The sequence below is a fragment of the Pedobacter sp. MC2016-24 genome (genome assembly GCF_015223055.1).
Classification (GTDB): Bacteria; Bacteroidota; Bacteroidia; order Sphingobacteriales; family Sphingobacteriaceae; genus Pedobacter.
The window spans coordinates 564,383-578,035 of sequence record NZ_JADFBX010000004.1; the positions used below are offsets into that span (position 1 = coordinate 564,383).

Below are 13,653 nucleotides of genomic sequence, written 5' to 3' on the forward strand. Positions count from 1 at the left end.
TCTTTTTAATATGAAGAACTTCAACATATATTATATATCATTACAGCTACTCATTCTAATCGGCGCTAGTTTCTTTTTTTCCTGCAAAAAAATGATTGCCATTGATGCACCCATCAACGAAAGTGTAGCCAGTAAAGTATTCAGTTCTGATGCTTCAGCTAACAGTGCTTTAGCTGGGCTGTACGCTACTTTTCTTAACGCATTTGACGGTTCAAATATGCTATTGCCTTCCCTTTCTTCAGATGAACTAAACACCAGTGACGTAAGTAGACTTGGTTTTAATACCAATTCATTAAAGTCTGATGAAACCTATAATTCAATTCAATGGAATAATTTTTATAACCTTATTTACCAATCCAATTCTATTATTGAAGGCGTTCAGGCCAGTAATTCTTTAAGCTCAGGAGTTAAAGACCAATTGCTTGGTGAGGCTAAATTTATGCGTGCTTTCACGCATTTTGAACTATTAAATTTCTATGGTGGTGTGCCTTTGATTACTACAACAGACGTAAAGGTTACTTCAATTGCATTTAGGAAATCTACAGACCTGGTTTATCAGCATATCATTGTTGACCTTAAAGATGCCCAGAGTTTGCTTAAAAATACCTATGCAAGTGCAGATCGGGCACGGATAAATAAAAGTACTGCAACTGCACTTCTCGCCAGGATCTATTTGTATCAGCAAGATTATACTAACGCTGAAATCCAGTCAACTGATCTCATCAACAATCCCACTCTATACCAGTTAGAATCCATAGACCAAACCTTCTTGAAATCCAGCAAGGAGACGATATTTCAAATTGCGAATACCGATGGTTACACTGATATTGCAAAACGGCTTATAACAGGCTCTGGTGCAACTAAAGCAAATTATTTTTATACGTCTGCCTTTCAAAACGCCATTGAAATAGGCGATCAAAGGAAGAATAGTTGGATGAAGAGCATAGCAATTAGTGGAGTAACCTATTTGTATCCTTATAAATACAGAAAGTTGAGTTCAACGGTAGGCCTACAACCAGAATATCTGGTCGTTTTCAGGTTAGCAGAACAATATCTGATCCGAGCCGAAGCAAGGACACAATTAGGGAGTAACCTGAAAGGAGCGAGGGAAGATCTAAATTTTATTAGAAGGAGAGCAGGTTTATTGGATTATCAGCAAGAGACAAAAGGTGAATTGCTTGATGCAATAGAAAAGGAAAGAAGTATAGAACTCAACACGGAATTTGGGCATAGGTGGTTTGATCTAAAAAGAACACAGCGGATAGATGCAGTAATGAGTGCCGCAAAACCAAACTGGAAACCTTCTGCTGCTTTATACCCGATTCCGGCCAGTGAACTCAGAAACGATCCAAACTTAACGCAGAACCCAAATTATTAAAACAGCACGCAAATGAAACTTAATATTTCCAATAGTGTAATGTGTAGATTCCTCTTGATCATATTGATGAATATTGGATGCTTTTTTATTGAAAAACCGGTAAAGGCAAATGTTAGAATCGATTTTAACAGGTTGAAACCAATTAATATAGGAAAAACCCCGTTTCAAAATAAGATGCTTTTCATAGAGATAAAAGATGGAAAGTATTTTTTCAGAATTCCGGATACCTTATTGGGAAGGGATATTCTGGTGGTAAACCGGATCTTAAAATCCGGGGTTCAATTGCGTAAGCCAGAAGATGGGGGCGGCTATGCCATGGACATTATCAGTGAAAAGGTGATCAGGTTTGAGAAAGGGCCTCGTGGGAAAATATTCCTGAAGCAGATCTCTTATCTGGAACCACCGGGAGATAGTTTGAATACGATGCATCAATCGATCCTGCAATCCAATACCCAGGCCATTGTGATGGCTTTTGACAACAAAGAACAAACTTCGCAACATTCTGTATTGATTGAGGTCAGCGATCTGATCAAAGGAGATAATGACCTGTTGTTTTTCGGAGAAAAAGAAAAGCGGGGGTATAGATTGGGATCGTTCCAGCCAGATAAGTCTTTTGTAGATACGGTTCAATCCTTTTCAGAGAATGTAGAGATCAAAGCGGCGAAAACCTATTCCAGAATTCCATCAACAGCTCTGGTCTATCCACCCCCACCTGTGGAAGCTAGTTTTGCTACGGTAGAACTTAATAGCTCCTGGATATTACTGCCTAAAATACCAATGAAACCTCGTATGGCTGATGACAGGATCGGTTATTATACTGCCGATTGCATTGATTATAGTATTAACCCATATGGTGTTAAAAAAGTCAGAATGATTACAAGGTGGAGATTGGAACCCAAACCAGAAGACATCTCTCGTTACCTTAACGGGGAGTTGGTAGAGCCCAAAAAGCCGATTGTGTTTTATATAGACCCTACTACTCCCGCAAAGTGGGCGCCTTATATTATGAAAGGGATCAATGCCTGGCAAAAGGCATTCGAAAAAGCCGGATTTAAAAATGCCATTTATGCATTAAAGGCCCCACAAAATGACGCTTCCTGGAGTATAGCAGATGCTAAACACAGTGCCATGATCTGGGTGCCTTCAGCAATGGCCAATGGAAGCGGTTTTCATGTTCATGACCCAAGAAGCGGAGAGATCATAGAATCTCATGCCAATCTGGACCACAATATCACCAGTATCCTTCAAAAATGGTACACCATACAAGCAGGAGCCATTGATCCCAGGGCACGAAAACCCGTTTTTGATGATGAGCTGATGGGAAAACTCATAGCCTATGTCAGCTCGCATGAAGTTGGTCATGCGCTTGGCTTCCCTCATAATTATCTTGCGTCTTCTACCGTGCAAGTAGAAAAGTTGAGAGATAAAACATGGGTAGAAGCACATGGTCATACCCCGTCAATTATGGACTATGCCAGATTCAACTATGTGGCCCAGCCTGAGGATGGAATTACAGAACCCGGTATTTTACCTCGGATAGGAGCATATGATGAATGGGCAGTGGAGTGGGGATACAGGTGGTTTCCGGAAAATACCAAAGAACAGCCTGTTTTAAACAAGCTGGTGCTGGAAAGGACGAACCAGAATATCACCTTGCGTCATAGTCCTGAGAATGGTCCTGATGATCCCCGGAATCTGAATATTGATCTGGGAGATGATGCTATGCTTGCAGGAAGATATGGAATTAAGAACCTAAAACGGATCTTACCCAATTTACTGGATTGGACTTATGAGGAAGGGCAGAATTTTGAGAAAACAAAGGAAATGTATTTGCAGTTACTTGACCAGTTTGGGGCATACACTTCTTTTGCAAGAGCAAATATTGGCGGGACGTATTATAATCAGTTAACAGCAGATCAACAGGGAGCTGCTGTTGAATTTGTACCTAAAGCAATACAGAAAAGAGCAATGGCTTTTTTACAGCAGGAACTATTCTCTACACCCGAGTGGCTCATGAATCATAAACTATTTGATAAGATAGGAGAAAGTGGGCTTGAGGCTATTGGAAAGCAGCAAAGTTTGGAATTAGGAAGAATTTTAAGTACAAATACGTTGAATACCCTGCTGAAATTTGAGGCAAATGATGGGCAAAATGCATACACCTTAAATGAAATGCTGACTGAACTTCAAACAGGTCTTTTTAGTGAAGTTAAGCTGATGCAACCTATTTCTATGCCCAGGCGTGATCTTCAAAAGCTGTTTGTGGAGAAAATGCAGGTACTGATTGCCCCTCAAAAAAGTACTTATGGTCAATCCAATCCCCTTACCCTGGATATCAGTTCTGAGATCAAATCACAGCTTAAAGCACTCCATACCATTATTGCCACTGCGCTACCTAACATAAGAGATGCTCAAACTCAAAAACATTTGTCAGACCTTAAAGAAAGGCTAAAATGAAACAATTCTAAATTCCAAGTCAACCCTTAACACAAAATGATTAACTTATAATATATCCATAATGAAACCGAAAACCTTAATTTTTATTTTAATTTTTATCCAGTTAATAACTGGTAGTATTTTATTTGCTCAGGCAGATCCTGTTGTATTGAAAAAAGGCGATATCGTAAATCAGAATATGGTTCTTGGGAAAATGATTAATTATTCTTCCAAAACCGCTAAATTCTCAGATTTTAAAGGAAAATTACTGATCCTTGATTTTTGGGCTACCTGGTGTTCTCCATGTGTCGACGAACTTCAGAGATTAAATGCATTTCAGAAGAAATTCGGGAATAAGATTGCTGTAGTTGGCGTTGATGGAACCTATCGGGATGAAACTGCGGAAAAGGCAGCTAAGTATTTTGCTTATAAAAAATTTATTTTTCCATCTGTTGTAGAAGATAATATTTTAGGCCGGATGTTTCCATTTCAGACGCTCTCAACAAAAGTCTGGATTAGTGAAAACGGAAAGATTCTTGCCATTACAGACGGGGATCAAGTTACAGAACAAAATATATCTCAGTATTTCCGTACTAAAACACTTAACTTAAAAGAGAAGGTAGAAAAAGATGTATTGGAAGATACATCGGTTTCAAAAAGAGATGAAAATAGCGTAGGTGATATTGCTTATCAATCAATTATTATCAAACAATATGATATGGGAGGTGGCACAGAAGCAGATTATTATAGTTTTCGTCCTGGTATGATGAAATTATATAAATCTAAGTGTGTACTTTTTTCTCATTATCTTGATATCCTCTCCATGCACAGACAATATTTTCCCTACATGAACCCCAATTATATGTTTATTGAAACAAAAGATTCAATTTATAGACCTTTGCATTATTTTGAAGAGGTAAAAAATGGTATACAGCCTAGTTATGAATGGAATGATAATGGAAATAACTATTTTTATGATGTAAAGTTTTCTTCACCAGGTATGCTGGATAGTTTGTTTTACCGAAAACAGATGCTGGAGGATTTTAATAAAGCATTCAAGTTTAAAGCACGCATAATTAAGAAAAAGATCCCTTCCTGGATTATTGTAAAATCAGGCAATGGACCAGTTGTTTCTAATGCTCAGCAGGTTAATATTCCGTCTAAATTAGTGTACGATAATGAAGTAGATAAGGAATATTTGGAAGGTATACAAAACATGACAATAGATAAATTTATTCTGGCAATTGGCGTTGGAATCGATGTTTTTTTAGTTGCTCCTCCAATTTATAATGAAACAGGTTTAGGAGAAGACAAGATCAATTTAGATAAAATGCATTTAAAATGCATGAAAGACAAGGCAATTAATAAGCCATTAAATATTATAGAATGGCAGTCCGCATTTAGAAGAAACGGATTGGACATCAAAGTCGAAGATCGGGAAATTGAAGTAATCGTATTATCTAATATTGCAGACAAAGATACTCCTTCTAAATAAACAACGCTCACCTGTTCCGCTCCAATTTTGGAGCGGAACTACTTAAGAAAACAAAAACAAAACATATGAAAAAGCAACTGATCACTTTACTGGTCTTGCCACTGCTTTGGGCAATGCATTCCAAAGCCCAGATTTTAAAACCCGTAAAGTGGAGCTATTCCGCTAAGAAAACTTCGGATAGCGAAGCAACGTTATTACTCAAAGCCGATATTGAAGAAAGCTGGCACATTTACTCTGCTTACCAAAAAGATGGCGGGCCGTTGAAAACCAGTTTTAAGTTCAGCCCATCCAAAGCATACATACTGGTTGGCAAAATAGCAGAACCCAAACCACTAGCTGTGTTTGATAAAAACTTCGGTATCCAGGTAGACTATTTTGAAAAGACCGTCACCTTTCAGCAAAAGGTTAAACTCACAGCCAAACAGACTACAATAAAAGGAAAGCTGGAATTTATGGCCTGTACCAAAGCACAATGCCTGCCACCTGATGAATTCAATTTTTCCATCCCTGTAAACTAAATATGATCAACGAAGAAAAAATATTGAAAGACCTGGACAGGTTGATTCAAAGGCACTTTCTGGAAGAGCGGAGCGCCGCATTTTATGCAAAACTGTTGAATATTCCTGCGGGATTGTTAAACAACATTACCGAAGAAAACCTGGGTAAACGCGTGCCGGGCCTGGCGCGGCAATATTTGTTGAAAGAAGCCAAAATCCTGTTGTCTTGTACGGAGAATAACATGAGGCAAATTACCTTCCAGCTCAATTTTGCCTATCCGGCTTGCTTTACCCACTTTTTTAGAAGAGAAACCGGGCTGACACCCACCATGTTCAGGAAGTTACATGCCAAACTGGATGGTGTCACCCTGGACGGTGGAAACTTAAAAGTGAATTTATAACCCCAATACATTTTAAGCAACGAGAAATGAAAAGACAACTCATATTATTTTTATTCATGCTCTGTACAGCCGGGGTTTTTGCCCAGCAAAACACCCGTTGGACGGAAGCACAGGCCAATGCCTGGTACGCCAGGCAGCCCTGGCTGGTGGGCACCAATTATACCCCGGCCTACGCCATTAACCAGTTGGAGTTTTGGCAGGAAGAAACCTTTGATCTGAAAGCCATAGAAAAAGAATTGGCCTGGGCAGAAGCCCTGGGGATGAATACCCAAAGGGTGTTTTTACACGACTTATTATATAAACAGGATAAAGAAGGTCTGTTCGGGCGCATGGATGCCTTTTTAAGCCTGTGTAAGATTCACCATATCAAACCCCTGTTTGTGCTGTTTGACAGCTGCTGGGATCCGGCTCCTAAACTGGGTAAGCAAAATGCACCCAAACCACATACCCACAATTCGGGCTGGTTGCAAAGCCCGGGCATTGCTGCTTTGCAAAACCCGGCCGAGTATGCCAGGCTGGAAGATTACGTAAAAGGAGTGGTTGGCCACTTTAAAAACGACAAGCGGATATTGGGCTGGGACATCTGGAATGAGCCGGAGCACAGCAGCAGGAAACTGTTTCCTGTTGAAGATTTAAGTGAAAAAGCTAAACTGGATTTGGTGCTGCCCTTGCTGGAGCAATCCTTTGCCTGGGCCAGGTCGGCTTCGCCGAGCCAGCCGCTGACGGCTGCGATCTGGCAGGATTCGAACTGGTCGGTGCGTGATAGTTTAACGACCTGCCAGAAACTGATGCTGGACAATTCGGACATCATTACTTTTCACAATTACAGGGGCGGGGATAAATTTGAAATGCGTGTGAAATGGCTGCAGCAGTACAACCGCCCGATCATTTGTACAGAGTATATGGCCAGGAATACAGGCAGCACTTTTGAAGCGGTATTGCCAATAGCAAAGAAGTATAAAGTAGGGGCGATCAACTGGGGTTTTGTAGCAGGTAAAACCCAGACCAATTATCCATGGCAGAGTTGGAGCGGGCAGTTTACGGCCGAGCCGAAATTGTGGTTTCATGACATCCTGCGACCGGATGGGACAGCCTTTGACGCGAAAGAAACGGATTTGATCAAACAATTGACAAAGGCGAATTGAGACAACAATACGACAACAACAACAACGACAACACATAAAATGAACAATGAATTTGCAAGATTAGGTCAATTAATTTTTGACCTCCACGCGGGCAAACAGTTTGACCTGAGCGAAGAAGAAAACTTTATTTTTTTAGAAGAAGAATACAAACGGATAACCATCCAACTGGGTGGAGTCTGGCATTATAAAGCCCTGGGCTGGACTTACGCGCTTGATTTTCATGCCGCCGAAGGCCAGCGCTTACTCACCAAACTCCGGATTGTAAAAGACGGAGATGAGTTACATGGCATGGATGAATTTGAGCGGGAACGCTTGATCAGGGCTTACAAGAACCTGTTCATGGGCTTGACTGAGCTGATTAGAAGGATTGACATTTTGCGTTTGGGCAAAGGCGTAATGCCGGATGTGAATTAATTAAAGATATTAACGCGCTCTTTTTTCATTAAGTTTTATTTGGTGCGGGGTAGCTGGTTACTGCCCCGCTTTTTCATGTATACTATTTTAAAAATAACGTTTAAGCGTTCTTCAAGCTGAGTTTCGATCAGCATCTTCCCTATAACCTTTTTAACAATAAAGAGAAATTGGCTTAATGCTTCATAAATAATAAGATCATAAAAAAAATGATCTTTATCACATTATGTAAATTGTTTATAGTTTTTAATTAAAACGGGTTGACAGAGTCATACTTTTTTACATAATTTGCATTAATTTGATCGTCTCTATAAACAATATGCGCTCTCTAGCTCTAACATCCGTTATTGTGCCCTGTTATTTCTACGGGGATTTTTCGATTTTATCAATTGCTATTGCCCCAGACTGGTTGAATTCCAGCTAATTCCCTTGTACGCGATCATGTCACCTTATAATTTCTTATTAATTTAATTTATGATGTAAAACGAATGAAAAAAAACTACTTTTTATTAATTATTTTGATGTTCCTGGTCGGAACACTCCGGGCTCAGACCTCTACCGAGGTCTTTGAAACGGAGTCTCACAGCTCAACCAGCTTTACTGATAATGGTGTGATATTCAATATTTTGTCGCACAACACAACATTTGATATCCAGGCCAATTTTCCAGGTACGGGCTGGAGCGGAACGACTGCTGACAATAGGTATATTGACAATACTGGTACGGCCCTTATTGCATCACCGTCTTTTAGTATCAAAACAACCTCAAATCTGTTTAAAGTGAACAGGTTTTGGGTGTTTTTGTCTACTAACGCCTTAAACCAAAATGTTGCAGGTACGCTTACCATAACTGGTAAGTTAAACGGGATCACCAAATTTACACAAACCAAAACTACCGGGTTTGCAACTTCACTAGGTGTAACCAATGGATTCACCTTGATTGATATGACCAATCTGAATGGTCAGAATTATTCAAACATCATTATAGACCAACTCCAGATTACTGCAGGTGGGGCCTACCAATATATCGGTCTGGATGCCTTTACCTGGGTAAAGGATTCTGGACTGGTGCTCAATGACTGCGTGACAATTACACCTTCACAAACCAATTTGACCTGCAATGGCGCTGCTAATGGTACAGCCACGGTTGCGGTAACCGGTGGTGTTGCGCCTTACACTTATTCCTGGACAGGAGGAGCTGGTACGGCTGCAACAGCAACCGGACTTAATGCCGGTAATTACACCGTAACGGTGAGCGACGCTGCTTCATGCGTTAAAACCCAAACTTTTACCATTACACAGCCAGCAATACTTTCAGCTACAGCACTTCAAACCAATATCGCATGTAATGGAAGCCAGACCGGTTCGATCGCGTTAACGCCAACAGGTGGAACCGCACCTTATACCTATACCTGGTCTCCAGGTGGGCAAACAACCTCATCACTGAGCAACCTTGGCGCCGGAACCTATTCGGTAGTCATCAAGGATGCCAATCTTTGTCAAACTACGCAAACTTATACCATAACACAACCAATAGCAATTACTGGGACTACTTCATCTGTTCCTGTGAGCTGCTTTGGCGGATCTAATGGATCGGCTAGTGTAACAGCCAGCGGCGGAGCTGGTGGCTTTTATTATTCCTGGTCTCCATCAGGCGGGACAGCGGCAACTGCTACCGGATTGCAGCAAGGAAATTATACCGTTACTGTAACAGATAATTATGGATGCTCGAAACAGTTTCCAGTTACTGTAGGCGGACCTTCAGCAGCTTTATCTGTTACGCCATCACAAACCAATGTGCTTTGTAACGGAACTGCCACTGGTACGGCCACTGTAAATGTTACTGGTGGAACACCGGGTTATACGTATGTATGGTTACCATCAGGAGGTACGGCAGCAACAGCTACCGGCCTTGCTATAGGTAATTACAGCTGTTTGATTACCGATGCAAAAGGCTGTACGACCAGTCAGAATTTTGCCATTACACAGCCTGCTGCTTTGGTTGCCAGTACCGCTCAGATTAATGCAACTTGTACTATAGGCGGGCAAGCCTCGGTTACCCCAAGTGGCGGAACTGCTCCTTATACTTATTTATGGTCTCCTGGTGGGGCGACTACCCAAAGCGTTACAGGTCTGGCAGCTGGTTCGTATAGCGTGATCATTACCGATGCGAATGGCTGTAACATCACCAAAAACTTTAGCATCACCAGCACCAATACCCTGGTAGCAACTACCGCAACAACCAGCGTTTTGTGTAACGGCAGCAGTACTGGTACTGCAAGCGTAACGCCGTCTGGTGCACCTGGACCATATACTTATCTGTGGTCAACAGGCGCAAGCACTGCTTCGGTAACTGGGCTTGCTGCAGGTAACTACAATGTAACCATTACTTCATCCAATGGATGTTCTATCGTTAAAAACATCAGCATTTCACAACCTGCACCTTTTGTGGTTACACCAACACAAACCAATGTGTCTTGTAATGGTGGCTCTAACGGTACGGCTAAGGTAACTGTTTCCGGCGGAAGCGGACCTTATACTTATGCCTGGGCGCCACGTGGCGGAACTGCCGCAACTGCGACTGGTCTTGCTGCCGGAACTTATACCGTAACCATCACAGATGAAAACCTGTGTCAGGCTACACAAAGCTTTACCATTACCGAACCAACTGCCATTACAGCGACAACTACATCAACTGGTGTAAGCTGCTTTGGTGGATCTAACGGATCTGCTTCTGTAACGGCTACTGGCGGAACCGGAGCTTATACCTATGCCTGGTCTCCTTCAGGGGGAACGGCTGCAACTGCAACAGGATTAACTGCAGGAACTTATACCGTATACATCACAGATGCGAATACGTGTGTGGGTATTGCTACGGTTGTTGTAGGTGGCCCTTCAGCTCCTTTATCGGTTACACCATCACAAACCAATGTGGCTTGTAATGGAACTGCAACAGGATCTGCAACAGTAAGTGTTACTGGCGGAACTCCGGGATACACTTACTCCTGGTCTCCTAGCGGAGGAACAGCTGCAACAGCGACTGGCCTTTTTGCAGGAAATTATATTTGTACAATTACTGATGCCAATGGTTGCATCAAAACGCAGAATTTTGCCATTACACAGTCTGCGCCTTTAGTAGCGACTACTTCACAAACCAATGTAACTTGTAACGGTAGCAATAACGGTACTGCTACTGTAAGTCCTTCAGGTATTCCCGGACCATATACGTATTCATGGGCACCATCAGGTGGAACAGCAGCTACAGCAACTGGTCTTGCCGCGGGTACTTACAATGTAACCATCACTGCTGCAAGTGGATGTTCAATTGTTAAAACCATTACCATTTCTCAGCCTGCAGCACTTGCAGTTACACCAACACAAACCAATGTGTCTTGTAATGGTGGTACTAACGGTACGGCTAAGGTAACTGTGACCGGTGGAAGCGGACCTTACAGCTATAGCTGGGCACCGCGTGGCGGAACTGCCGCAACTGCGACTGGTCTTGCTGCCGGAACTTATACCGTAACCATCACAGATGCCAATCTGTGTCAGGCTACACAAAGCTTTACCATTACTGAACCAACTGCAATTACAGCGACAACTACATCAACTGGTGTGAGCTGCTTTGGTGGATCTAACGGATCTGCTTCTGTAACGGCAACTGGCGGAACCGGAACTTATACCTATGCCTGGTCTCCTTCAGGAGGAACGGCTGCAACTGCAACAGGATTAACTGCAGGAACTTATACCGTTTACATCACAGATGCCAATACGTGTGTGGGTACGGCTACGGTTGTTGTCGGTGGTCCTTCAGCTCCTTTATCGGTTACACCATCACAAACCAATGTGTTATGTAATGGAACTGCAACGGGATCTGCAACAGTAAGCGTTACTGGCGGAACTCCGGGATATACTTACTCATGGTCTCCTAGCGGAGGAACAGCTGCAACAGCGACTGGCCTTATTGCAGGAAATTATGTTTGTACAATCACTGATGCCAATGGTTGTATCAAAACACAGAATTTTGCCATTACACAGTCTGCGCCTTTGGTAGCGACTACTTCACAAACCAATGTTTTATGTAACGGCAGCAATACAGGTACCGCTACTGTAAGTCCTTCAGGTATTCCTGGGCCATATACGTATTCATGGGCACCATCAGGTGGAACAGCGGCTACAGCAACTGGTCTTGCCGCGGGTACTTACAATGTAACCATCACTGCAGCAAGTGGATGTTCTATCGTTAAAACCATCACCATTACTCAGCCTGCTGCATTTGCGGTGACGCCATCACAAACCAATGTGGCTTGTAATGGAAGTGCTACCGGATCGGCTAGTGTAGCTGTTTCTGGTGGATTTGGACCTTATACTTATAGCTGGTCGCCAGCTGGCGGAACTGCTGCAACAGCGACTGGCCTGGTTGCCGGAACTTACGTAGTGACCATTAAAGATGCCAACCTTTGTCAGACTACACAAAGCTTTACCATCACTGAGCCAACTGCAATTACAGCTTCAACTACACAAACCAATGTAAGCACAGCGCTTGGCGCAAACGGATCTGCAACGGTGACTGCGACTGGGGGAACCGGTACTTACAGCTACGTTTGGTCGCCAACTGGCGGAACTGCTGCAACAGCTACAGGTCTGGCCAGCGGAAACTATACGGTAACGGTAACCGATGCGAACGGTTGTAACGTGCTGAAGAATGTGACCATTCTGGAGCCTGCTTCCATCAGTGGTTTTACTGCAATCAGCAAAACTTATGGTGATGCCAACTTCAACATCACTGCACCGAACAGCAACAGTACTGGTGCATTTACTTATACCAGTAGTGATCCTACGGTAGCTTCTGTATCTGGTAATGCCGTAACCCTGATTAAATCTGGAACGACGACCATTACTGCAACTCAGGCTGCAAGCGGCAAGTACGCGCAGACGACTGCAAGCACTACACTTACTGTAGCTGCTAAACAATTGACCATTGCCAATACCAACCGTGCTAAAGTTTACGGACAGGTGTTGACCGGTACCGACTTTGCCGGAACAATTACGGGTTTGGTGAACGGTGACAACATTACCGTTACCAGAACAAGTACTGGTGCGGTAGCTACAGCAGGCGTAACCACTTACCCGATTGTGGCAACAGTTGTTGACCCAGGTAATAAAATAGGAAACTATACGGTTAGCAATCCAAATGGTACATTAACCGTAACGGCTAAAGCTTTGACCATCACTGCTGACGACAAAGAGAAATTTGCCGGAACAGCCAATCCAACATTAACAGTGAGTTATGCTGGTTTTGCAAACAATGAAACTGCTGCTGTATTGACTACGCCAGCGGTTATAGCAACCACAGCAACATTAAACAGCGTACCGGGTGATTATCCAATTACGGCCAGTGGCGCAGTTGCGGCAAACTACAGCATCAGTTATGTAGCTGGTAATTTGAAAGTAAAACCAGGTGCACCTACAGACATCAGTTTAGCTGCGGTAACTTTGTATGAAAATGCTGCTGCTGGTGCCAATGCCGGAACCCTGAGCAGTACTTCGCCGGATGCTTCTGCAACCTTTACCTATACTTTGGTAGCCGGGGCCGGTGATACGGATAATGCATCTTTCGCGATCAGCGGAAACAGGATCAACACCACAGCGGTGCTGGATTATGAAACCAAAGCTGTATACAGCGTTCGGGTGAGAACAACCACGCAATATGGTTTATTCCTGGATAAAGTAATCAGCATCAACCTGACTGACGTGAATGAGATCCCTACACTTGCAGCAATTGCCAACCAGACAATTTGCTACAACCGTACGGTTCAGAATGTGGCCTTAACAGGTATCAGTGCTGGTCCTGAGGCTTCGCAAACCACGACTTTATCGGTAAGCAGCAG

The 13,653-nt window shown here is 42.8% G+C and carries 8 protein-coding genes; all 8 read left to right on the plus strand.

Going from position 1 to position 13,653, the window contains the following annotated elements:
- Positions 1–10 precede the first annotated feature (10 nt).
- Positions 11–1,378: a RagB/SusD family nutrient uptake outer membrane protein gene (locus IM797_RS13335; RefSeq protein WP_194127615.1), complete on the plus strand. Its 1,368-nt coding sequence runs from the start codon at positions 11–13 to the stop codon at positions 1,376–1,378.
- 174 nt (positions 1,379–1,552) lie between these two features.
- Positions 1,553–3,835 carry a zinc-dependent metalloprotease gene (locus tag IM797_RS13340; RefSeq protein WP_194127616.1) on the plus strand — a complete coding sequence of 761 codons (2,283 nt, stop codon included), beginning with the start codon at positions 1,553–1,555 and terminating at the stop codon, positions 3,833–3,835.
- Between the two features lie 61 nt (positions 3,836–3,896).
- Complete coding sequence (locus IM797_RS13345) at positions 3,897–5,309, plus strand: TlpA disulfide reductase family protein (RefSeq protein ID WP_194127617.1); 1,413 nt, start codon at positions 3,897–3,899, stop codon at positions 5,307–5,309.
- Positions 5,310–5,374: 65 nt separating this feature from the next.
- Positions 5,375–5,827: a protein-disulfide reductase DsbD domain-containing protein gene (locus IM797_RS13350; RefSeq protein ID WP_194127618.1), complete on the plus strand. Its 453-nt coding sequence runs from the start codon at positions 5,375–5,377 to the stop codon at positions 5,825–5,827.
- A 2-nt stretch (positions 5,828–5,829) separates the two neighbouring features.
- Complete coding sequence (locus tag IM797_RS13355; protein ID WP_194127619.1) at positions 5,830–6,207, plus strand: AraC family transcriptional regulator; 378 nt, start codon at positions 5,830–5,832, stop codon at positions 6,205–6,207.
- A gap of 26 nt (positions 6,208–6,233) precedes the next feature.
- A complete protein-coding gene (locus tag IM797_RS13360; protein ID WP_194127620.1) occupies positions 6,234–7,352 on the plus strand; it encodes a cellulase family glycosylhydrolase in 1,119 nt (372 codons plus the stop codon).
- Positions 7,353–7,391: 39 nt separating this feature from the next.
- Positions 7,392–7,766, plus strand: a complete 375-nt coding sequence (locus IM797_RS13365) for a hypothetical protein (protein WP_194127621.1) — start codon at positions 7,392–7,394, stop codon at positions 7,764–7,766.
- A 485-nt stretch (positions 7,767–8,251) separates the two neighbouring features.
- Positions 8,252–13,653: MBG domain-containing protein (locus IM797_RS13370; RefSeq protein WP_304622289.1), on the plus strand; the 5,402-nt coding region annotated here is incomplete at its 3' end.

What these genes read in the sequence shown, in the direction of transcription:
- IM797_RS13345 (WP_194127617.1), top strand. Translation starts at nt 3,897, where the DNA reads ATGAAACCGAAAACCTTAATTTTTATTTTAATTTTTATCCAGTTAATA.
- IM797_RS13350 (WP_194127618.1), top strand. Translation starts at nt 5,375, where the DNA reads ATGAAAAAGCAACTGATCACTTTACTGGTCTTGCCACTGCTTTGGGCA.
- IM797_RS13340 (WP_194127616.1), top strand. Translation starts at nt 1,553, where the DNA reads ATGCTTTTCATAGAGATAAAAGATGGAAAGTATTTTTTCAGAATTCCG.
- IM797_RS13365 (WP_194127621.1), top strand. Translation starts at nt 7,392, where the DNA reads ATGAACAATGAATTTGCAAGATTAGGTCAATTAATTTTTGACCTCCAC.
- IM797_RS13360 (WP_194127620.1), top strand. Translation starts at nt 6,234, where the DNA reads ATGAAAAGACAACTCATATTATTTTTATTCATGCTCTGTACAGCCGGG.
- IM797_RS13355 (WP_194127619.1), top strand. Translation starts at nt 5,830, where the DNA reads ATGATCAACGAAGAAAAAATATTGAAAGACCTGGACAGGTTGATTCAA.
- IM797_RS13335 (WP_194127615.1), top strand. Translation starts at nt 11, where the DNA reads ATGAAGAACTTCAACATATATTATATATCATTACAGCTACTCATTCTA.